The 22,911-nt window shown below is 53.4% G+C and carries 21 protein-coding genes; 14 read left to right on the forward strand and 7 right to left on the reverse strand.

Features of this window, described 5'->3' with window-relative positions:
* Complete coding sequence (locus tag CKV68_RS06385) at positions 1–1,485, reverse strand: flavin monoamine oxidase family protein (protein WP_095075827.1); 1,485 nt, start codon at positions 1,483–1,485, stop codon at positions 1–3.
* A gap of 149 nt (positions 1,486–1,634) precedes the next feature.
* Here CKV68_RS06385 and CKV68_RS06390 point away from each other — a divergent pair, with 149 nt between their 5' ends.
* Positions 1,635–2,309, forward strand: coding sequence for a TetR/AcrR family transcriptional regulator (locus CKV68_RS06390; protein ID WP_231910417.1), 675 nt, complete (start codon positions 1,635–1,637; stop codon positions 2,307–2,309).
* A gap of 23 nt (positions 2,310–2,332) precedes the next feature.
* Here the strand turns inward: CKV68_RS06390 and CKV68_RS06395 are convergent, their stop codons facing one another.
* Positions 2,333–3,052: an aldose epimerase family protein gene (locus tag CKV68_RS06395; RefSeq protein WP_095075828.1), complete on the reverse strand. Its 720-nt coding sequence runs from the start codon at positions 3,050–3,052 to the stop codon at positions 2,333–2,335.
* 113 nt (positions 3,053–3,165) lie between these two features.
* Here CKV68_RS06395 and CKV68_RS06400 point away from each other — a divergent pair, with 113 nt between their 5' ends.
* Entirely contained in the window at positions 3,166–3,804 is a 639-nt protein-coding gene (locus CKV68_RS06400; RefSeq protein ID WP_095075829.1) for a hypothetical protein, read from the forward strand.
* A 107-nt stretch (positions 3,805–3,911) separates the two neighbouring features.
* On the opposite strand, the gene CKV68_RS06405 is transcribed toward CKV68_RS06400, so the two are convergent.
* The 5 genes from CKV68_RS06405 to CKV68_RS06425 all read right to left on the reverse strand — a co-directional run bounded on the left by CKV68_RS06405 (position 3,912) and on the right by CKV68_RS06425 (position 9,524).
* Positions 3,912–5,405, reverse strand: coding sequence for a DUF1846 domain-containing protein (locus tag CKV68_RS06405; protein WP_013912655.1), 1,494 nt, complete (start codon positions 5,403–5,405; stop codon positions 3,912–3,914).
* Positions 5,406–5,598: 193 nt separating this feature from the next.
* Positions 5,599–5,778, reverse strand: coding sequence for a YegP family protein (locus CKV68_RS06410; protein ID WP_013912656.1), 180 nt, complete (start codon positions 5,776–5,778; stop codon positions 5,599–5,601).
* A gap of 161 nt (positions 5,779–5,939) precedes the next feature.
* Positions 5,940–7,046: a DUF4272 domain-containing protein gene (locus tag CKV68_RS06415; RefSeq protein WP_095075830.1), complete on the reverse strand. Its 1,107-nt coding sequence runs from the start codon at positions 7,044–7,046 to the stop codon at positions 5,940–5,942.
* A gap of 98 nt (positions 7,047–7,144) precedes the next feature.
* Positions 7,145–8,053 carry a DUF4862 family protein gene (locus CKV68_RS06420; RefSeq protein WP_095075831.1) on the reverse strand — a complete coding sequence of 303 codons (909 nt, stop codon included), beginning with the start codon at positions 8,051–8,053 and terminating at the stop codon, positions 7,145–7,147.
* 160 nt (positions 8,054–8,213) lie between these two features.
* Positions 8,214–9,524, reverse strand: coding sequence for a dicarboxylate/amino acid:cation symporter (locus CKV68_RS06425; RefSeq protein ID WP_014836985.1), 1,311 nt, complete (start codon positions 9,522–9,524; stop codon positions 8,214–8,216).
* A 518-nt stretch (positions 9,525–10,042) separates the two neighbouring features.
* Between CKV68_RS06425 and CKV68_RS06430 the strand changes: the two genes are divergently transcribed.
* The 12 genes from CKV68_RS06430 to CKV68_RS06485 all read left to right on the forward strand — a co-directional run bounded on the left by CKV68_RS06430 (position 10,043) and on the right by CKV68_RS06485 (position 22,884).
* Positions 10,043–11,176 (forward strand): phytoene/squalene synthase family protein, encoded by a 1,134-nt coding sequence (locus tag CKV68_RS06430; protein WP_095075832.1) that lies wholly within the window; start codon positions 10,043–10,045, stop codon positions 11,174–11,176.
* A gap of 58 nt (positions 11,177–11,234) precedes the next feature.
* Positions 11,235–12,866, forward strand: a complete 1,632-nt coding sequence (crtI, locus tag CKV68_RS06435) for a phytoene desaturase family protein (protein WP_414017497.1) — start codon at positions 11,235–11,237, stop codon at positions 12,864–12,866.
* 51 nt (positions 12,867–12,917) lie between these two features.
* Complete coding sequence (locus tag CKV68_RS06440; RefSeq protein WP_095076255.1) at positions 12,918–13,391, forward strand: SdpI family protein; 474 nt, start codon at positions 12,918–12,920, stop codon at positions 13,389–13,391.
* A gap of 206 nt (positions 13,392–13,597) precedes the next feature.
* Positions 13,598–15,247: an anthranilate synthase component 1 gene (locus CKV68_RS06445; protein WP_095075834.1), complete on the forward strand. Its 1,650-nt coding sequence runs from the start codon at positions 13,598–13,600 to the stop codon at positions 15,245–15,247.
* Positions 15,213–15,860 carry an anthranilate synthase component II gene (locus CKV68_RS06450; RefSeq protein ID WP_095075835.1) on the forward strand — a complete coding sequence of 216 codons (648 nt, stop codon included), beginning with the start codon at positions 15,213–15,215 and terminating at the stop codon, positions 15,858–15,860. The genes CKV68_RS06445 and CKV68_RS06450 overlap by 35 nt, the downstream gene beginning before the upstream one ends.
* A gap of 44 nt (positions 15,861–15,904) precedes the next feature.
* Positions 15,905–16,930, forward strand: a complete 1,026-nt coding sequence (trpD, locus tag CKV68_RS06455; protein ID WP_013912665.1) for an anthranilate phosphoribosyltransferase — start codon at positions 15,905–15,907, stop codon at positions 16,928–16,930.
* Positions 16,920–18,410 carry a bifunctional indole-3-glycerol-phosphate synthase TrpC/phosphoribosylanthranilate isomerase TrpF gene (trpCF, locus tag CKV68_RS06460; RefSeq protein WP_095075836.1) on the forward strand — a complete coding sequence of 497 codons (1,491 nt, stop codon included), beginning with the start codon at positions 16,920–16,922 and terminating at the stop codon, positions 18,408–18,410. Before trpD ends, trpCF begins: the two co-directional genes overlap by 11 nt.
* A 425-nt stretch (positions 18,411–18,835) precedes the next feature.
* The gene (trpB, locus tag CKV68_RS06465; RefSeq protein ID WP_095075837.1) at positions 18,836–20,086 is read left to right on the forward strand and encodes a tryptophan synthase subunit beta; all 1,251 of its coding nucleotides are present in this window, start codon (positions 18,836–18,838) and stop codon (positions 20,084–20,086) included.
* 2 nt (positions 20,087–20,088) lie between these two features.
* Entirely contained in the window at positions 20,089–20,928 is an 840-nt protein-coding gene (gene trpA / locus CKV68_RS06470; protein WP_095075838.1) for a tryptophan synthase subunit alpha, read from the forward strand.
* Between the two features lie 243 nt (positions 20,929–21,171).
* Positions 21,172–21,522 carry a Rieske (2Fe-2S) protein gene (locus CKV68_RS06475; protein ID WP_095075839.1) on the forward strand — a complete coding sequence of 117 codons (351 nt, stop codon included), beginning with the start codon at positions 21,172–21,174 and terminating at the stop codon, positions 21,520–21,522.
* A 54-nt stretch (positions 21,523–21,576) separates the two neighbouring features.
* Positions 21,577–22,545, forward strand: coding sequence for a bile acid:sodium symporter family protein (locus CKV68_RS06480; RefSeq protein ID WP_095075840.1), 969 nt, complete (start codon positions 21,577–21,579; stop codon positions 22,543–22,545).
* A gap of 24 nt (positions 22,546–22,569) precedes the next feature.
* Complete coding sequence (locus CKV68_RS06485; RefSeq protein ID WP_095075841.1) at positions 22,570–22,884, forward strand: hypothetical protein; 315 nt, start codon at positions 22,570–22,572, stop codon at positions 22,882–22,884.
* The last annotated feature ends 27 nt before the right edge of the window (positions 22,885–22,911 follow it).

Consider the following 22,911-nt stretch of genomic DNA (forward strand, 5'->3'; position numbering starts at 1 on the left):
TTAGCCCCTCGCCGCAATCGCATGCGCGACGTGTTCGCCCATGCGTATCGCCCCGTCCACGTGCTGGTACCCCTCAGCAGCGATGTCTGAACACGAATAATAGATCGGGCCGGTTGGTTCGTTTTGCAGATGCCCCCAACGAGAAAGTCCACCGAGGTCATAGCTGGTGGCATAGGCGCCTCGCGTCCACTCTTCCGCAGCCATATCGGAAAGATAAAAAGCTATCGGTTCCATGGTCTTGGGCCCCAAGTACATAGACATCGCCTCAAGGATGCGTTTTTTGCGTTCCGACGCAGAAAGGTGCCACATGTCATCGGCGTAGACATCGGAGACAAAGCCTACGAGGGTGCCGTATGGGTCTTCCTTGTGAGGTTCTCCCGAGGCGCAATTCTCGCCATAGTTAGTGTTGTCATAGATCTCTTGAACTAGGTGACCGCCACCAAAACCGGTTCCTGATAGTCCTTCTTCACGCCAGAAGGGCGTCGGGTAGACCGCATGAACTTTGATGACCAGCCCCATGGAGATGTGTTGATGCACGATCTGTTGGTCGCGGGGGAGTGGCGGAACATAATCGATCCTGTTGTACAGATTTGGAGGGGTGGCAAGCACCGCGTACCGGGCACTCACTATTGCCTTGTCCGAGTATGCAGTCACGTTTCCCGGAGCCCCATTGTTGGGAACCCCGTTGCGGACGTCGGCAAGCACTCCATTGAGCGGATCTGCAGTATCAGGATCGGGAGTGGCCCACTCTAAGCGGCGTACGGGCGAGTCAAGGATCACGGCGTCGCCAAGTTCCTGCGCCATGGCCAGCGATACTGACTGCATTCCGCCGACAACACGCTTATCCAAGATGAAGTCTTCATCTACGAGGTTGCTAAAAGAGCCTGCTGACGCCGCCATGAGCGCCGCCTGCAATACCGAAAAGGTATGTGCCGGCTTTGTGAGCATGCCCGAGGCAACGTAGATGGATACGTTGTCGATCGCCTCGGTATCGCTAGAAAGCTGCTCTAACCAGCTGCGAAAAGAAATCGAGTCCAGTTCTTTGGCCCTCGGATGTGCCCATGGCGATGCCGGGTCGATCTCCGAGGTCAACTGATCGAGTTCCCGGATAAGCCGATCCATTTCCTCCGCCGTAGTGGGGCTGACCGGGAATTCTTCCTGGTACACATGTCGCGTGCCATCGGGGGACACGTACACCGATTTTCCCTCGCGATAGCGGGGGAACGTGTCCAATCCCAGCTCTGAGACCAGCTCTATAAGCCGCGTTTGGTCTGGGGAAATCCACTGTCCGCCTAGCTCAATAAAGTGTTCTACGCCGTCAGCGTCTTTTACTTTTCCGTTCCAGGTCCGACCACCCACGCGAGCACGAGCCTCAAGCACGCACACGTTCAGTCCTTGCGCTTTGAGGGTGCGGGCTGCCATAAGTCCTGACGGTCCAGCCCCAATAACTACTACGTCGCTTTCTATCTTTTGTGGACTCGTCATCACTACCAACTCCTTTACTCCGCACGATCTACTGGAGGATTTGTGAGAAAATCAACCCGTCGAGAAGGGCTACAGCACATTAATGAATGCCATTCATTTTGTGTTGCGGGTCACTGTACAGTACATATGAGAGTTGAAACAAGGGGTATATGGCAATGAATTCTCCGCGCGGTCGCGGCCGACCTTCAAAAGCAGTGGTCACACGGACAGCAATCGCCCAGGCCGGACTTTCCATCGCTAGTACCCGAGGGTATGAAGCCCTGACTATGGCAGCACTAGCCCGCCACCTAGGCGTAGCCCCCAGCGCCCTTTACAATCACGTGAGAAATAAAGCCGATCTCCTCATCGTGATACAAGACGAGGTGATGACCTCCGTGGACACGTCCCCCCTCGACGCAGCAATCGCAGGCACCCTATCCCCAAAGAAGGCTTTGGCCGCCTGGGCGCGTTCCTATCGCGACGTCTTCTCCCAGCACCTCCCGCTAGTCCAAATCATCGCAACTTTTCCCATCATTGGGGCGCCAGAAACCGTAAAAATATACAACAAAGCCGCCCACGTTTTGCAGCTCACAGCCCTAGAGCCGCATCTCATCCTCCCGAGACTCATCGCCCTAGAATCCTTTATCTACGGCTCAGCATTTGACGTGCATGCTCCGGAAAATATTTTTGACACCACCGGAATGACCCCGGACCCCACCTTCCTCCATGACGCAGTTGTAAAATTTCATAATTCCATCTGTCCCCCCGACCAGACGGACTCGCAAAATATCTACGCCGAAACCCCCTTCACAGTGGGGCTCAACGCCTTGCTCGCAGACCTCTAGTCCCTCCCCACAATCCACACACTTCACTCGGGAGCCGCTTCAACCTGGACGGTCATACCAATATGAACCCAGTCCCACGGTGCCACCGACACACCCTCAGAGTCTTCTCCCAAGAGAGCAGGCTCAACGCAGACAAAATTCCGCCATTCTCCGGTACCCATGTCAGACATCTCATTCGCCAGTTTTTCACCAGGATTCCACACAATAAAGTGGTCAGTTCCTTGCCCTTTGACCGTGATGCGTCGCTGGCCATCGTCGATAAGCAAAGGTGCGGGAGCTGAAAGGCGGAATTCCTCCAACAGGCCACCGTCCGAGGTAAAGGTCTCCTGGGGTGCTGTCACGGTAGTGTTCAGTACATCAGCGACATAAAAGTATGGATGAAAAGCCAGCTGAAGATTCCGGCGAACACTAGAAGCATTCCTACACTTCAACATCATGGCAAAGCCGTGGGATGTCGACTGAACAGCCAGGCGTAAATCCCAGTCATCGTGATTCATCCGAGCGTCGAGCCCACCCGAGGTCTCCAACACCTCCCATTCCTTTCGGCGCGCCCACCCATGTTGAAGTTCATCGTGCCCCATAAGCTTGCCAAACCACGGGGCAATAATAGGCACGCCGCCACGAATGGAACCACCTAATGCCATATCCGGAATACTCGACATAAAGAGAATTTCTCCACAGTCAGAGGTAGTGGCGGAGATAAGATGGCCGCGGTCTTCAGGCATGTTAAGAGTCGTTGTCATGGTTTCTCAGCCTACCGCTGGACACCGAGCAAAAACAGCCCACGTTTCACGTGAAACTATGAATTTCCACTAGCGCCGCCCGGAAGGTTTCCGAACATGGCAGACTAGAAAGCATGAATATTGCCGTAGTCACCGGCCGTGTACTCGCCCCTCAATCCCTCCCTGGGCTCCGCTTTAGCCGAGCTTTTGCCCCCTCCACCGATTATCGCGCCGCACGAGTTGCACTTCTCACCGGGCAATATCCCCAACGGCATCCCCTCACGCGCTTTGCATCGCTTATCGACGACGTGGCCGACGACTTCTCCCATTCCGGCATCCCCATCATTGAACGCGCAACTATCGACGACACCCTCATCGCAGAAGCCCTGGCCTCCAAACGCGCTGTCTTTTTTGTCGGACACCCCGAGGGACAAGAACAGATTGCTATGTCACTCCACTGGCCAGGGGTTACCGATTCCAATCTGCCCCACACCAAGATTTCCACCACCTCATGGGAATGCTCTGAACTTGTATCCAGCCTAGACGTTGCACCAACCCTTGCAGCTATTGCCGGATACGACGTGCGCCCCAACGCTAGGCTCTCCTTTGATGGTATGAACCTAACGCCAGTTATTCGCTACGGAGCCACTGGACATGGGGGACTTTTCTTCGATGACGGCACCATCATCACCCCCACAGAGACCCGACAAGACACATCCGATCCGGAATGGCAGATGTGGAAGTCAATCATGGAGATGGGACCCCTCCAATAATCATTACCCCGGATTGCATTGCACACAATTATTGTGCGCAATTACTTTTATGTGGAAATAGCAGAAAGGCCCAACCGAAGTTGGGCCTAGGGGCGCTCATCAAAAGACTAGCGCTTTTGGTACAATTTATTCTTTTGGAACTTGGGATCCGAAGTAACCAAGACACCAAGGTTGCGGAAGATTCCCTCATCCACAGAACCCAGGATCGTGGTGGTGTGCACGTCGCAGCCTCGCAAGTTCTTCAGCTGGTCAAGAGCCTTCTGTGCATTCTGATCCGTAGCTGCAGAAACAGAGAGGGCAATCAAGACCTCATCCGTATGCAGACGGGGATTAGTACTGCCCAAATGATGTGTCTTCAACGTCTGAATCGGCTCAATAGCATCGGGGGAGAGGAGATGGACTTCATCATCAATCCCGGCCAATACTTTCAACGCGTTCAGCAACATGGAGGAGGAGCATCCCAGTAAATCTGACGTTGCCCCAGTGACTATCTGACCACTAGGAAGCTCAATGGCACATCCCGGAAGTGAAGTGCGCTCGGCAACGGCACGAGCAGGCTGCACCACAACACGCGCGTCAGACTTGATGCCAGCTTTAGCCATAACAACTGCAGCACGATCCGACTGTATGGAATCTGACCCCATGCGAGCTTCATCCACGAGTGCCTTGAAATAGCGTCGAATGATTTCCTGCTCAGAGGCTTCTCGGCATGCGTCATCATCAGAAATGCACTTACCCGCCATATTGACACCCATATCCGTGGGTGACTCATAGGGGCTCTTGCCTAGTAGCCGTTCCAACAGCGTCTTAAGCAGAGGGAAAGCTTCCACATCACGGTTGTAGTTGACGGTTTGCTCGCCGTAGGCGGCAAGGTGGAAAGGATCAATGATGTTGGCATCGTTGAGATCTACCGTGGCGGCCTCGTAGGCCAGGTTAACGGGGTGTTCCAGAGGGAGGTTCCAAATTGGGAAAGTTTCAAATTTGGCATAGCCAGCCTGAACGCCACGCTTATGCTCGTGATACACCTGCGAAAGGCACGTCGCAAGCTTTCCCGATCCAGGCCCCGGCGCGGTAACAACAACCAAGTCCCGTGTGGTGTCCGCATACTCGTTGAGTCCGAATCCTTCTTCGGAGACGATGCGGTCCGTGTCCATCGGATAGCCGGGAATAACCCGGTGCTTGGATACCTTGATTCCCAAACGCTCCAGACGCTCAATAAAGGCTAGGGCGAGACGGTTTCCGTCTTCTAATTGAGTGAGTACCACATGCTCAGCCAAGAAGCCACGGTCCCGGAAAACGTCTACGAGCCGCAGGACATCTTCCTCGTAGGAAATACCGAGATCGGCACGAATTTTGTGGCGTTCCAGGTCTTTGGCATTGATACAGACAAGGATCTCTACTTCATCTTTGATGCGGTCAAGCATCGCGATCTTGTTGTCTGGAGTGAATCCCGGAAGGACACGGGAGGCGTGCATGTCGTCGAAAAGCTTGCCGCCCATCTCCAGATAGAGCTTCCCGCCGAGAGCTTCCCGCCGCTCCCTGATGTGCTGGGACTGCATCTCGATGTATTTTTCGCGGTCGAAGCCGATCCTATTAACCATGGAACCTCATCGTAGCAAGCCCATAAACTCTGCCGCGATTCCGGCAGGTCATTCGAGTTATCCTCACGTTTTAATTCACACGCTAAAGGTCTTGTCGTGGCCCGATATCTCACACGACCTCACGCGAGACCTTCAACGCTTTCTGTGACTGTGTTCCACCGGGATTTCCCAGTATGGAACTGGTGCGGCAAAACTAGGTCAGATCTTTCAGTTTTGCCCCTGCGGCGGCACGCTGTACGGCTTCCGTCCCTTTAATGGCACTTGCTTTAGATTCGTACGCCTCGCCGCTAGCAACGATCTCGCCGTTTCCTGCCTTCAAGCGAAAGCGGAATTTACCGGCTCTGTCTTCATAAACTTCGAATGTTCCAGCCATGGGGGTCATCCTTTCAGTATGCGCAAGGTGCGAATAACTGAATTGTCCCACGTTAGACCCTATAAAAAACCCTTCTCAGCAAAAGACTATCTTTCATTTATCCTTTATAAAACCAGGTAGCCCCCGATATAAGAAAATAATCTCTTCCCCACATCTCAACGTTAGCTCAAGCGATTGGAACGCTCGACCAATTCATCCCACGATGCATAGGGGAGGGTGAGCCAGGTAAAGGCCAAAGCCCGCATACGCACTGTTGCCACTTGGGATTCTCCTAAAATTTCGCCCTTGACATCGTCACCACCCGCCAAGGCCTCGCGTTGCGTCAGCGCAAGCCGATCCAAGGTGCTGATGTATTCATGCGCCGTACAGATCTCTTCCAGAGTTCGGTAGCTAGCCGACCGATACAGCTCCTCGAGAGAACGAGCGAGGAGCCGCTTAGGGACAAACAAAGCCTTAGGATTCACCAGATTAACGGGGTGTGCATGAGCAGTGCCGATACGATCCTTGGGAATATCTTCATCACCAAGCAACCCCACGCACCACGCCAGAGTTTCCACCACGATCGCCTGATCCAGGACCTCTGCCACCGCCATCATTCCCGAGTGTCGCTGCTCTCTATCAAGCGGAGCAATACGAGAAAAGAGCTCAAAAAGACGTTGTTCAGAATCGGTGAGCGTGACCAAAGCCAAATCATAGCGGTCCGCCATTGCCTGTATGTCGGGATTCTTTCCTCGCCAGAGTTCCCTCGCGATATCTACGAGCACAGCAAGACACACAATGCGATCAACAACATCACTAGCCGCCGGCAGTAGCATTTCTGCCACATCCGGAACCGGAATCGCAGAAAAATCCACCAAGAACCCCTGCTTAGACAGAGTATTTCTAATAGATTGTGCACGATCTAATGCACGGGCGTTAAGGATTGCCGCAGGGGCCTCTCCGGCGAGAATGTTGCGGCGGCGGACGTCGTAAAGCTCTCCCTGCTCATCCAAGAACAAGACGCTTGCTCCGGCCGCCCACGATTCGGCATTGTCGGGGAAATCCTCAAAATCATAACGAGTAAGGCTCCGCCCCAACTGGCTCATATAGCGTCGCATGGCAAAAGGATCGATAGCCGGGTCGTCCGCAATGCGTTGATTGAGATTGCCCGCCGCGCTAAGAAACTCCTCACGCAATGCCCGCGACTCCGGAGTTCCTGCATACAGCGGACGCGGTTCAGGCCCACCAGACAGGGGAGTGTTCTGCGCAGAATAAGCAATGAATTTCATAAGTTCCTCAGAAGCGGGGCGATAACGCACGGGGACAGTGGCAACATAAGGATTCTAGCCACTGTCCACTGCTTGCCGCTGCCACGAGGAGCGAACCACTATAGCCCCATAGTCGCTTTTGTTCGCTCCAGAATATCCAGACGCTCAGAGACACTGCTGGTTGGTGGAACTTGTACCTTGACTCCGTAGTAGGAAGCATGGCCCCGCGCAGCTTCCACACATTCGACGACCCTCTCAGGAGTCAGCCAGGAGATCGGCTCGGTCTCCGCTAGTGGCAGGTGAGTATCTGCCCAGCCGGGCCCATAAACGCTATCTTCCCCGCCAGCACCTGAGATCATCACGCCCCCAAGTACTCCAGCGGCAACAAGCTTTTCGACGTGCTCACGTGGCCGTCCAGCATCTCGACTTTCAATGACGCTACGTCCCCAGTTCACGGTTACCTTGAGTCCCAGCTCCTGAGCAACGCGAGCCTCTGCCTCAATATCCAAGAAACGCTTCTCTCCGGGATACTCCGGCACATACGCGTCACAGTGCTCGATCACCAGCTCCAGTCCCAACCCGCGATCTGTGAGTTCCCTCAGCGACTGGGCAAACATGTCCTCTTGAGCAGTCACAGAAGGTGCAGAATGTACATGAAGCGTGGATATGGTTCGTTGACCAGTGAGATCATTGAGCTGATGTGCTTTCTCCACGGCTAGCAGTACATGGTCAATAGCCGCTTGCCTTCCTGCAGGATCAGAAGAGCCAAGTCCAAAAGTGGGGGAGGAACCTAGACTCTGCATGGTTCCTGGAATCAACGTGAGAACTGAATCCTCAAACCTATGGGCAAAATGTTCCGCCTGCCATTCAATGGGATCAAAGAGGTCCTCACGGAACGGGATTTCCAGAGCATCTGCGATTCCGCGCTCCGCCAGCCCTGCGTAAAACTGCTCTTGTTCCTGTCTCGCGGAGGGCACTGCTGCATAGGCGCCGACTAAGAAGCGACGCATGGTTTCCTCGATTGCCATACCCGCATTTTAGTTCACAAACCCTAGACGTAGGACGTCTGATGTTAACTTTTTTAGAGATGATTACCACGCTCAGAGGCCGCATCGCAGCCACGAAATGAGGGACTGCACCAACCACACACGGTCGGCACAGCCCCTCATTTAGCAGAAGAGATTGTGTTTAATTCTTCTTAGTTGAATCCACTCCGGAAGCAGACACAGATACATTGTTATCTGCAGTCTCTTCCGATTCTTTTGCGTCGATGCCTGCAATAGCTGCAGCAAGACCAAGGTCATCAGCATCATCCAGATCGTGGCGAGAAATGGATCCCTTTGCAAACTTATCCACCACCATCGCAATAGCGCCATCGCCCGTGACGTTACAGGCGGTACCAAAGGAATCGATAGCGATATAAGCAGCGATCATGAGTGCCACCTGATCGTCGTTAAAGCCAAGGCTTGAGGACAAGAGGCCGACAGCAGCCATGATTGCGCCGCCGGGAACGCCTGGCGCGGCAACCATCGTAACGCCCAACATCAAAATGAATCCGAGTGCGGTTGCCAAAGGAATATCCATGCCATCCATGAACATGATGGCAAACGCAAACAAGGTAATTTTCATCATCGAACCGGACAGGTGGATCGTTGCGCACAACGGAATCACAAAGCCGGCTACAGACTTGCTCACGCCATTTTTCAGAGCAGACTCATAGGTCACGGGGATTGTTGCAGCAGACGACGACGTCCCTAGGGCCGTAAAATAAGCCGGCATCATGTTCTTAAGGGAGGCCAGTGGATTCTTGCCAGCGACAGCTCCCGCAAAGAGGAACTGCAGAACAAGAAGCACAAAGCTCATAAAGATCGCCAGAACCAAGACTTTGGCAAAAGCAGTAAGGACATCGGCAAGGTTTCCGTTCATTCCCAAGGAGAGGAACATGCCAAAGATATAAATGGGCAACAGTGGAACGATAAAGGAGGAGATAACCTTCATCACCACCCGGCGCAGATCTGCAACACCGGAATAAAGCGTGTCAGACTTAACCGTTGTCATGGCCACACCCACCACAAAGGCGAGAATCAAGGCGGTCATCACAGCCATCGGGGCAGGCATTTCCACACTGATATAAGGAGCTAGCGCACCTTCTTCAATATCAGCCGCGTGAACATTTTGCTGCCCAGCCAAAAGCTTTGGATAAATCGAGTTGGCCACACCCCAGGAAATTAGACCAGAGATCAGTGCAGAACAATAAGCAATGCCGGTTGTAATCGCTAGCCACTTACCAGCACCTCGACCAAGGCCGGCAATGGCGGGAGTAATGAGCGAGAAGATCAAAACCGGGATAAAGAATCCCAGGAAGTTTCCGAAGAGACCATTGAAGGTTACAAAGATCCGGGCTAACCCATCAGGAAAGAAAAAGCTGCACACAATGCCCAGGATGATCGCCACGATGATCCTGAACAGCAGCGAGGAAGAAAGACGCTTTATGTTCATTAGTTTGCCTACACTATGGAAGGAGGTACGAGGGACATACTGTTCCCTGCGCGACTGGCATGCCGCCTGGGTTGTGAACTAACTTACGCGGTTACCAGCGGAATTCATATTTTCCATAGATCTCATATATCGGAATTTTTTGTCGGTGTTCCAGCGGAAAAGTATATATAGGCCCACGACCTGCCCCTTTTGTGCAATACTTTTTAAAATCCCGTAGCGTATCGACTATTATTTTCCAGCCTTCAATTATGTTTCACGTGAAACACGGTCTCCTGCCGCCCCCTAGAAGAGGGAAGAGGTAAGGGCCGAGAAAAACTCTCACAGTTGCCACCGCAGTCGCAATGCACGCACTACAGTCAATACATTAATGTGCGCCAGCTGCAACCAACGCCCTTAACCACCATCATGTACCGAATACGCGTACCGGGGTTCACATGCGAGACAAGAAAGCGCTATATCTTTTAATAAGACACCAGAGCAGAGAACCAAAGTTAGCGTTTCACAGGAAGGAGCCGTGTATGCCCCGTTGGCCCCTCCCAAAAAACCATCACCGTTTAAAGGTAGAAGCTTCCGCATCTCGCCGCCCGCAAGGCTCGGCTATAAAAACGGCTTTAGAGGCATTGGCAACTCTGACAAAGCTCCGAGGAGAGACCTCGGGGGAGAAAAAGGCGTCTCGTAACTCCACCCATAAAGCCCCCAATAAAACCTTAAGCAAGGAAACGACAGCTACCGCTTCGCTTGAAAACTTCGATCGCATGTCGATCAAAGCCGCCGAAAAAGTCATTACGTCTTATTCCACCAGTTTCTCATTTGCCACCCACGTCCTTGAGCCAGAACTACGCACCGATATCCGAAATCTCTACGCCATGGTGCGCACTGCAGATGAGATAGTCGACGGCACCGCTCACGCAGCCGGGCTCACCTCCGCACAAACCGCAAAGCTTCTCGCAGACTACGAACGTGAGGTGCTCCTAGCCCCCACGCAGCGACTGCACGTAGATCCAGTCATGCATGCCTACGCCATCTCGGCCCGTCGGTGCCATTTCAAAGAAGAACATGTGCGTGCTTTTTTCGCTTCCATGCGCAGAGACGTCACCAGCCTTACATACGATGCCGACAAAGACTACCGCGACTACATCTATGGCTCCGCTGAGGTCATTGGCCTTATGTGTTTATCCGCTTTCCTGGTAAAACGTCCCAGCTCACCCTATCCGGAAGAGGCCCAAGCCACGCACCCTTACTCCCAGAAAGACCTCGACACAATGAGCGAAGGGGCACGCGCTTTAGGTGCAGCGTTTCAAAAGGTAAATTTTCTCCGCGATTGGCAGGAGGATGCGGCGCATTTGGGACGGCATTATTTTCCCGGCGCCCCTCACTACCTCACCGACTCCTTCAAACACACAGTCATTGTAGATATTCGCGCCGATCTAGCAGCAGCTCTCCGAGCCATACCGCTCTTGCCGGGCTCCGCCACAGTGGGAGTAGCAGCAGCTGCAGAATTATTCACCGAATTGACCAATATCCTTGATGCCATGAGCGCAGCTGAGATCATGGAACGTCGCGCGAGCGTTCCTACCACCACAAAAGCAAGAATCATGGCTCGTGCGCTTATCAAAGCCAGAAAGTTTCATCCGCTGGCGTATGACCGCTAATACATGTGTGCTTTTGCCTCGGAAGAGGATCCCACCGTCTGATTGGAAAAAGACAATGATGCCGAGTACATCCCCTAAGAAAGCCGTTGTTATCGGAGCGGGCGCCGCGGGTTTAGCCACCGCCGCTTTATTGTCCTGCGAAGGCTACGAGGTAACAGTGGTGGAGAAAAACGAGGGGATCGGTGGGCGTGCTGGGGATCTCTGTGACAAAGGTTTCCGGTGGGACACCGGCCCGTCGTGGTACCTCATGCCCGATGCTTTTGAACATTTCTTCGCGCTGCTCGGCAGTACGGTTGAGCAGGAGTATGGGCTCGAAGATATGCAGCCAGCGTATCGACTTTTTGCAGAAACGCACCCCACCCAAGCCGCCGAGCGTATCGACGTCCCCAGCGACCCCATCACTCTAGCCAACTATTTTGAATCGATAGAACCCGGCGCGGGAGAGATACTTAAGAAGTATCTTGCCAGCGCTAGCACTGTCTATCGCATCGCTGTGGAACGGTTTCTTTATACCAACTTCACATCTCTTGGCCCGTTGTTACACCGAGATGTTCTTGGCCGTCTCTCCATGTTGGCTAAACTACTCACGCAGTCTCTCCACGCGATGGTGAACGAGCGTTTTCAGGATCATCGACTAAGGCAAATTTTGTCTTATCCAGCCGTCTTCCTGTCTTCTCGACCAGAGGAAACACCGTCGATGTATCACCTCATGAGTCATACCGACATAATCCAGGGAGTACGGTATCCGACTAAGGGTTTCACTGGTGTCATGGAGGCGATATATCGCCACGCGCTCATAAGAAATGCGCGTTTCCTTTTTAACACTGCCGTTTTAGAGATCACTACCAGCAACGTGCGCCGCCGCCTGCTACAACGGAAAAAGCTCGCCCGTACCACTGGAGTGTTAATTCGACACAGCGATGGTTCGAAAGAGCACCTTCGCGCAGACATTGTGGTGTCTTGTGCCGACCTGCATCACACTGAGACACAGCTGTTACCGCAACATCTTCGCAGTTATGATTCCGACTATTTTTCTCGCCGCAATCCCGGCGTGGGCACGGTGGTGGTGTTAGCAGGAGTCACAGGGTCTTTGCCTCAGCTTAAGCATCACAATCTGTTTTTTAGTCGAAACTGGACAACCGATTTTGATGCTGTTTTCCGCACCGACACCTCAGATGTGGCCTCGGAATCTATCTATGTATCCATGCCTTCCCACACAGACCCACACGTTGCACCACCGGGTCACGAGAATCTTTTTATTTTGATTCCTGTCTCCGCACAACTAGATATTGGGCATGGCAACACCTATGGGCATACTGAGTCCGAGTCCGTACGCGCTATTGCCGAGCATGCTATCGAATCTATTGCACACAAGGCTGGCATACCCGATTTATCCTCGCGAATCATTGTGCACAAAACAATTGGTCCTGCCGATTTTGCTGATCGTTACCATGCATGGCTTGGCGGTTCCATCGGTCCGGCACATACACTCAGGCAGTCTGCGTTCTTCCGAGGGCGCAATGTCTCTCAAAAGGTAAAAAATCTGTACTATGCGGGCGCGACTACCGTCCCTGGGGTTGGTATCCCGATGTGTCTTATATCGGCAGAAAACGTTATCAAGCGACTGCGGGGCGATACCAGCGCAGGGCCTCTGCCGGAGCCACTCAATCCACACCGTGCTTCGATATAAAATCCACCTAGTTATTTAGTTGATAAGCAAACCCGGACTACAGTGATCGGCATGACTGTCGTCGGCACGCTTTTGGCTATCGTAGCTATTGCTCTTATCATCATCGGCGCCTTGGCATGGGCTCGCCGCCTCCCCGGAAACTCTTATGTGGGAATCCGGGTACCTGAGGTGCGTAAATCTCAAGAGCTGTGGACCACCGCGCATCACGTCGCTGGCCCCTTGTGGGTCGTCGGTGGCATTGCTGTTGGTATCGCTGCATCACTGTGTTTTGCCCCCTCCGGGTGGTTACATCTGATGTCCATCGTCGCGGTGCTCGCGGGCATAATGTTTGTGAGTATTGGAGCTAATGTGGGCGCGCGCGCTGCATCGCTTCTCGACGCCCAAGCGGACGTCACAGCGGCTTCAGAATCCACGTGCTGTAGTGCCGGGGGAGCTGAGGAGGCAGACGATGAGGGGCAGGCGTCGACAAGCTTTACCCCCGATCTGGAAGCATTACGACGTGCAGCGCAGGCATCCGATAACTGATTGCCCTTGCGCTCATGCACGCTCATGCGTATGGTTCATTTTTATGAAGAACATGAATGCACAGTGGTGGTGGCTCGCATAGCAGCGAGCTACTAAATTGTGCATCCCACAGCTCGCTTGAAGACTCCCAAGCGGGCTTTTTTGTATCTATAAGTTTTCAGCCACAAAGCCCGCAGCGGGAAAATCCCGACAAACGCAAAGGCACTATGGCTACTACACAAACCACTTTTTACGTTGAAAGACGCTCAGTCCGCTACCACGAGGACGCCGCCGCACTTTTTGCGGCGCTGGGAGGGACAACTGCTTCCGATTCCGTGCTGTTGGAATCTGCGGACGTGGAGTCCAAGAAGAACACGATGTGCATCGCCACTCTCACCGGCGCGGTACGTGTTACATGCGTCGGACAAACGGTCACCGCCACTCCTCTGACGCCCACAGGAAGGAGCATTATTGATCGCCTATGCAGCCAGCTTGCAGAATATCTAGCAGAAAGACACACCACCGGGGAAGCAACCTTTGCTTTCACCAGGGCTCAGGAACTTAACGAACGCGAGCGGTTAACTGCCGTAAGCAATGCAGAAGTGCTCCGCGCACTCCAGCGTGCGGCCGGCTACAGCGGAAAAGAATTGCCGCTCCTTTCCGGTGGCTTTGCCTTTGACTATTTAGAAACCTTTGAGGTGCTCCCAGAGGTTGGATCGGGGGAGAATACCTATCCGGATTATCAATTCCTGGTGGCAGAAACTCTGCTTGTTATCGACCACCTGAACCGTGAAGCATTTATCGAGGCTGTGGGTATTAATGCAGAAGAGCTAACCAGCAGACTTGACCACCTTGTGGAGAAAATTTCTTCTGACATACCCGAGCTAGGGATAGCCGCAACGCCATCGGATACGCCGTCAGAGGTCCTGCACGTGCAGACCTCTATGAGCGATCCCCAATTTTGCACGCATGTAGAAGAACTCAAAAAGAGTATTCATAGCGGCGATGTCTACCAGGTAGTACCGGCACGATCCTTCTCTACTGCATGCGATAATGCCTACGCGGCGTATCTTCAGCTTCGTGCATCCAACCCAAGCCCGTATATGTTCTACGTGCGAGGACAGACAGCATTAAACAATATTGCGCACAATAATAATGAAGCCTCTTGTGAGACTTATGAAATCATCGGAGCCTCACCCGAATCCAATTTAAAGTTCGACGCAGCAACACGCAACGTTCAGCTATACCCTATCGCAGGCACCAGACCGCGGGGCCTTAATCCCGACGGCAGCGTCAATCACGAGCTGGACGTCCGCGCCGAACTGGACATGCGCACCAATGCCAAAGAAATCGCCGAGCACACTATGCTCGTTGATCTTGCGCGCAATGATCTCGCTCGAGTAGCAGTACCAGCCACAAGAAAAGTGTCCGACCTCCTAAGTGTGGATAGATATTCCCGGGTAATGCACCTTGCGAGCAGGGTGAGTGCCACACTACACTCCGATTTTGATGCTATCGACGCCTACCGCGCCTGCATGAATATGGGAACACTCAGCGGGGCACCTAAATTGCGCGCAATGGAATTACTTCGCGGTACCGAAGGTACCCGAAGAGGATCCTATGGTGGAGCGATTGGCTATCTGCGTGGCGATGGAACAATGGACACCTGCATTGTTATCCGATCCGCTTTTATCCACAACGGTACCGCCGTCGTGCAGGCGGGAGCTGGAGTAGTGCGAGATTCCATACCCCAGGCGGAAGCCGATGAAACCCTGCATAAAGCATACGCAGTGCTCAACGCCCTTGCGATGGCACAGAACGCAACCCTAAAGGTAAACGCTCATGAATCCCACCAACACCCATGTAGTACTCCTTGATAACCACGATTCCTTTGTATACAACCTGGTCGACGCTTTTGCTGTTGCAGGCTATCGTTGCACCGTCTTCCGCAACTCCGTTGAGGTAAAGGAGATTCTGGCAGCCAAGCCGGACATCATTTGCCTTTCTCCCGGGCCCGGCCATCCTCGGGACGCGGGCTGCATGATGGAACTCATCGATCATGTATTGGGTCGCATCCCGGTCCTTGGCATTTGCCTAGGATTCCAAGCCCTCCTAGAGCACTTTGGGGGAGAAGTGCGCGAGTGTGGCCCAGTCCATGGAATTACAGATCTTATGCAGCTCAACGAACGCGGCCTGCATAGTTCGCTATTTCACGGCCTGACCGTTGACGCCGGTCCAGGATCGCAGGAAGGCAAACACGTCCCCGTGGCCCGGTACCACTCTCTTGGGTGCACGGAAGCGCCAAAGGAATTGAGGACACTAGGAACCTGCCCTTCGAACATCGGGCCAGTGATAATGGCGGCCGAGGCGCGCGAGCATGCTGCGGTGGGGCTGCAATTTCATCCAGAGTCGATCCTAAGCCCTTCCGGCCCGATCATTTTGCAACGCTGTATCACCCATCTATCTCAACTAACCAAAGCCTACAGTTAACGTCACGTGACGTTATTCTTAGGTACAAAAACCTTAGGACAATTATGACCAGTGAAAGCACAAAGAAAAAACTTATCGCTTATCTCGATAATCCACACCCAACGGTAGAAGAAGCTATAGAGGTTTTTACTCCTCTCACAATTGGCGACTACGACGATGTGCACATCGCAGCACTCCTAGCCACCATACGTACACGCGGGGAAACCTACGCAGACATCGCAGGCGCCGCACATGCTTTCCTCGCAGCAGGGCGTCCTTTCCCCATCACAGGTTCCGGTTTAATGGATACCGCAGGTACCGGCGGCGATGGCGCAAATACCATCAACGTAACCACGGCAGCCTCACTTGTGGCAGCCTCTGGGGGAGTGCAGATGATTAAATGCGGCAACAGATCGGTCTCTTCTCAATCGGGATCGGCCGATGTTCTGGAAGCTCTCAATATCCCATTAGACCTAGACCCCGACCGCGCTGTTCGACAATTCAAAGCTTCCAATTTCACGTTTCTTTTCGCACCGGCCTATAACCCGGCAGTCGCCCACGTACAGCCCGTCCGAAAAGCCCTCAGAGTCCCTACTCTTTTTAATGTGTTGGGCCCATTACTTTCCCCGGCGCGTCCCGAATTTCAGCTTATGGGCATTGCTAATCCAGCGCTTGGCCCCGTCATTGCTAAGGTATTCCGCGATCTAGGCCGCACTCATGCATTAGTGGTTCATGGATCCGGCATCGACGAAGTCGCCGTACATGGCCCCACCACCATATGGGAACTCAACCACGGCACGATCACCAGTTATGAGGTCACCCCTGAAGAACTAGGAATCCAGCGCCATAGCCTCGCTGACCTAGCAGGCGGCGACGGTACGGAAAATGCTGCACTGATGCGCGCCACTTTTGCCGGGGAAGGTGCTCCTGCCCATCGAGATGCTGTCGCAGCTACCGCCGGCGCAATTTTTTATACTGCAAATCTGGTGGACTCTCTGCGTGAAGGAACAGACAAAGCAAAAAAACTCATCGAAGACGGCCACGTTCAACAGTGGCTCGCAACCCACGAGGAGGCCAACTATGCACAATAATGCAGCGTCCATGCCTACAGTCTTAGAAGAAATTGTTCACGCCCGCCGATCACATCTTCAAGAGATTCGTGCCCGCATTGCACATGTAGATCCTCTCCGGTTGCCGCGGTCCACAAAATCTCTTTTCCAGGCGCTTGGTGGCTCTGTGAGCGGGGGAGTGGCGCCGCGTCGTCAAGCACATTCTGACACCTCTACAAGGGCGCCGCACTTCATTATGGAGTGCAAATCCGCATCACCGTCATTAGGGGACATCCGAGCCGATTATTCCCCAGGAGACATTGCACGGATTTACTCTCGCTACGCTTCCGCGATTTCCGTTCTTTGCGAGCCCGACAAATTTAACGGCGATTACGATCACCTGGCCACCGTTGCAGCTTCCACGCATCTGCCGGTTCTATGCAAGGACTTCATCATCGATCCCGTGCAGGTGCACGCTGCACGCTACTTTGGCGCGGATGCGATCCTACTCATGCTTAGCGTGCTTGACGACGCCACCTACATCTCACTTTCCCATGAAGCCGAACGCCTCGGCCTAGACGTCCTCACCGAAGTAATCAACGAGGAGGAGGTAAAGAGAGCCATTCGCCTTGGCGCAAAGATTTTTGGTGTCAATCACCGCAACCTACACGACCTCAGTATCGACCTTTCCCGTTCCTCACAACTAGAAGCCCTCGTCCCGGCCACCGCTATACTCGTGTCAGAATCCGGCATCCAAACAAACGAGACTGTCCGCCAGCTGGCAGGCCATTCCGACGCCTTCCTTGTCGGCTCACAACTCACCGGCTGCATCGACGTTGACTCCGCCGCACGTTCACTCGTTTTCGGGACGAACAAGGTGTGTGGACTCACCACCGCTTCCGGCGCCCAAACTGCACGCGCAGTCGGCGCAACGCATGGGGGATTGATATTTGAAGAATCCAGCCCTCGCAATGTTTCACGTGAAACTGCCCAAAAAATCATTGCGGCAGAGCCACATCTACACTACGTTGCGGTGAGTAGACGCACTCAAGACTGGACGGAAATACTCCTTCCGGGTATTAAAACCCTCCAGATCCACACCCCATATCAAGGGTCCATCGCGGGAGAGAGAGAGCTTCTCAACAAAGCCCGCGCAGAACTCCGCAAAGCGGGAAGAGAAGACATTGCCATCTGGCGAGCCGTATCCATGACAGCGCCGGAAGGTCCTGATATTGCTGTGGCACTCATGGATGACGTAGATATGATCCTTCTCGACACCGGCGCCGGCGGCACCGGAACACCCTTTCCTTGGGAAAAGATCCCTCAGGGAGTGACACCAAAGGCAATCCTGGCCGGGGGTCTTAATCCTGACAATCTTCCCGAAGCATTAGTAAGGGGGTGCGCCGGTCTAGACCTTAATTCCGGCGTCGAATACCCAGCCACCGCCGGGATCTGGGCGGGATTAAAAGATTCAGGGGCACTACGCCAAGCTTTCTCCACCATCCGAGAGTTTCATTATTAACCTGACTTTCCCACACCGGCCACACCCAACACAGAAAACATACCCCCACCCCTTGCGCTCATCACCCAAGACGTTTAAGTTGTTGCCTATGAGATATGCACTAAACATTTGGTGGTGGCGCGCTTACTAAGCGGGCCATTGAGTGCTATCTATTTCTCCGGCTCGCATCGCGCGGGCCGTTTCTTTTTTGGGTGAATCCTAGGCCACGAGCTCGCGATCAATCACATATCTATCGCGCAAAGGCACCAACCATGTTCTCTCTTTGTTACCCCTACACCGCCCACACCACAGCAGGCGCACACCAAGACATCCCACCGCAACCACGAGTCATCATGACGTCGGCACGCGAAAAACGATGGCATGGTTTCACGTGAAACATTGACCTACGAAAAACACCCCTAAAACTCGCAACCTAAGGATGCATGATGACGCTCTCCCAGAACTCCACCGATCAGCACACACTCCTTCCCGCATATTTCGGGGAATTCGGCGGACAATTCGTTCCCGAGTCACTCCTGCCAGCCCTCGACCAACTCGAAAAAGCGTTTGTTGAGGCACAAGAAGATCCACAATTCCGAGAGGAGCTCGCGGGCTATCTCAAGGATTATTTGGGGAGGCCCACCCCCTTAACCGAATGTTCCAAGCTACCTCTGGCTGGAAAGGGTAGGGGACACGCGCGCATCTTCCTCAAACGCGAAGACCTAGTCCATGGCGGAGCACATAAGACAAACCAAGTGATCGGCCAGGCTCTCCTGGCTAAGCGGATGGGCAAAAAGCGCATCATTGCAGAAACCGGTGCAGGACAGCACGGAACCGCAACCGCCCTTGCGTGCGCCCTCTTAGACCTTGAATGCGTCATCTACATGGGAGCAAAAGATGTAGAACGCCAACAACCCAACGTGTATCGCATGGAACTCATGGGTGCCACAGTGGTACCCGTAGACTCAGGATCAGGGACGCTCAAAGACGCGGTCAATGAGGCGCTTCGGGATTGGACTGCAACCTTCCACGAATCTCATTACCTACTCGGCACAGCAGCGGGCCCCCACCCATTCCCGACGATCGTTCGAGAATTCCACCGTGTGATTTCCGAAGAGACAAAAGCCCAAATGATTGAACGCACGGGAGGCCTCCCCGACGTTGTGGTTGCTTGTGTGGGCGGAGGTTCCAATGCAATTGGCATGTTTGCAGATTTCATTGACGATCCTTCCGTAGAGCTCGTCGGAGCGGAACCCGGCGGTGAAGGCCTATCATCCGGCAAGCACGGAGCAACCATCAACAACGGACAAGTCGGTATCCTGCACGGCACTAAAAGCTATTTGATGCGAAACTCTGATGGCCAAGTGGAAGAGTCCTATTCCATTTCCGCCGGACTAGATTACCCCGGGGTCGGGCCACAACATGCACACCTATCAAAGTCTGGACGAGCCACCTATGTAGCCATCACGGACGCCGAGGCTCTTGAAGCCTTCCAATTACTCTCCCGTGAAGAGGGAATCATCCCAGCACTGGAATCAAGCCATGCGCTTGCGTATGCACTGAAGCGAGCCAGCCTCGCAGAAGAAGAAGGAAAAAATATCACCATAGTGGTCTCCCTTTCAGGACGTGGTGATAAAGACATCGATCACATTCGTAAAACTCTCGCCGCCAACCCCGCGCTTGCCCTCAAGGACTAATCATGAACCGTTACCACAACCTTTTCACCCGACTAGAGCAATCCAATGAAGGAGCCTTTGTTCCTTTCATCATGCTCGGCGACCCTTCTCCCGAAGCATCACTTGCAATCATTCGTACCGCTGTCAAAGCCGGCGCAGATGCACTTGAGATTGGCGTTCCCTTCTCAGACCCGGTGGCCGACGGCCCAACCATCCAACGATCTCATCTCCGCGCCTTGGATAATGGAGCAACCGTTGATTCCTCTTTATCGCTCATTGCTCAGATTCGTTCAGAATTTCCAGACCTGCCCATCGGACTCCTGATCTACGGCAACGTCCCCTTCACCCGCGGACTAGATACCTTCTATCAAGAATTCGCCACAGCCGGCGCCGATTCTATTTTGCTTCCCGACGTCCCAGTACGGGAGGGGGCACCTTTCATCACAGCAGCACAACAAGCAGGGATCGCACCTATTTTCATTGCACCCGCACAGGCATCGGAAGATACCCTCCGAGACGTGGCAGCACATTCTGAAGGCTACATCTACGCAATTTCTCGCGATGGGGTCACCGGCACAGAACGGGAATCATCCACTAGCGGACTCAGTGACGTAGTAGCAAACATCACGGCATTCGGCGGTGCCCCTACGCTTCTCGGGTTCGGAATTTCCACTCCCCAGCACGTTCGCGACGCGATGGCGGCCGGGGCAAGGGGAGTAATCACCGGATCCGCCATCACAGCAATCATTGAACGCCACTGTGTTGGTACACACCCTCAGCCCGCAACAATCAATGACATGCCCGCGTTGCAATCGGAAATTTCCGCTTTTATCGCTGAGATGAAAGAAGCAACTCGCAAGTAAGCTCTTCACGCTGCACAACCCGCACGACACAGGAAGGCCTTCGCTAACGCCCGGTGGCGTGTCGATAAGCATATAGTCGCCGTATCCATCGGGCAGTGAATGTTTCACGTGAAACTTCAGCCGCGCTGCCTTTTGTCACTGTGATGTTTAGTGACTGATCCACAGTTTCGGTGTAATACTGGTTTTATGACTACCCATGACTCCACATCTTCAGCAAACCACAGCCCCAGGTGCACAAGGCGCATGTTCCTACTCGGCACAGCAACCACTTTTGCGGGAGCCGTGCTCGCAGCCTGCGGCGGCGATAAAACCAAAGCCAAAGAAATAGCACTTTCCGATGTCCCCGTGGGGAGCGCAACCATCGTTGATGATTTCATCATCGCCCAACCGGTTGCGGGGGAGTACAAAGCATATTCAACTGACTGCCCCCATCAGCACGCAAAAATCACGATCGTCCAAGGCGACACAGTGAAGTGCCCAAAACATGGTTCGATATTTAACATCAAAGACGGCTCCGTCACCCAGGGCCCATCGCGAGATCCGCTCATGACAAAGTCTCTTGAGGTATCAGGGGATAAAGCGAAGATCTCCTGACACCTATTGTGCGATAACAACCACACTGTGAGCATTCCGATCTAGACTCAAAGAATGCTCGCCAAAATCAAGAACCTTGACCCCCTCATCGTCCTCATAGTGCTGGCGGTCATCATTGCAATTTTCTTCCCAGCCAGCGGTGGTTTTGCCGATGTCTTTTCCACCGCAACCAAAATTGCAATCGCTTTACTCTTTTTCCTCTACGGTGCTCGGCTCTCCACTAAAGAAGCCCTCGACGGCCTGAAAAACTGGAAGCTGCATCTAACAATTCTCGCTTTTACTTTTGTGGTGTTCCCTGCGATAGGTCTAGCACTCAAGCCCCTCGATATGGTTATTTCCAGCGGAATATCTATGGGGATCCTGTATCTCACGCTAGTTCCTTCTACTGTCCAATCGTCGGTCGCTTTCACTTCGATCGCACGGGGGAACGTCGCAGGGGCCATCGTCAGCGCCTCAGCTTCCAACCTCATCGGAGTTTTTGCCACCCCGCTGTTAGTGATGGCGCTCATGACTACGGAGGGGGGAATGCACATTGACACCGGAGTTTTTCTGGACATTGCTGTCCAGCTGCTTCTACCTTTTGTCATTGGACAACTTCTGCGACGGTGGGTCAAAGACTTTGCTGCGAATAAAGCAACAAAAGCCGTGGATCGCGGATCCATTGCAATGGTGGTTTATTCCGCATTTTCCGCAGGAATCGTCGCCGGAATTTGGTCATCCGTCAAAGCCTGGGAAGTACTTTTCCTCGTTATTTTCTCCATCGTCCTAGTCGCTTTTATGTTGTGGTTGACCAAATTTAGTGCACAAAAACTCGGTTTTAACCGGGGGGATGTTATCGCCATAGAATTTTGCGGAACAAAGAAATCTCTCGCTTCCGGGCTTCCCATGGCAGCCGTGATATTCGGCGGGACAAACCTAGGTCTGCTCATTCTTCCGCTGATGATTTTCCATCAGATACAACTCATGATGTGTTCCTGGCTTGCCGCCCGCTATGCTCGAAATTTGCCAGACAATCTCAACTAAACCCACTGCGTTCAGGAGAGCCCCATGACTTCCTATCTTTATGTAAGAACAATAATGTCCATCCCCGGCGTGGGAACCAGCAATCATATTGCAGAGCTAGAGCCCACCAATGCCACCGAATGTCGTTTGCACCGACTCCTTGAAGTGGATCCCACCAACAGTGTCTGCGGGGCAGCCCGCGACGGGGTAGTAGTGGGAATGGCAGCACCACCACAGCCTACGGTCCCTCATCCAGAGAGCTATGCAGACTTCCCAGACATCGAAACCGCATACTTATCACTAGAAGAATTTGAAGCACTGTGGTTTGAGGCGATAGAAAAATTTCCTGAACTACGCTGATTTGCTCCGAAACAAAGGCCGGCTTTC

It is taken from the genome of Corynebacterium ulcerans, assembly GCF_900187135.1.
Lineage (GTDB): Bacteria > Actinomycetota > Actinomycetes > Mycobacteriales > Mycobacteriaceae > Corynebacterium > Corynebacterium ulcerans.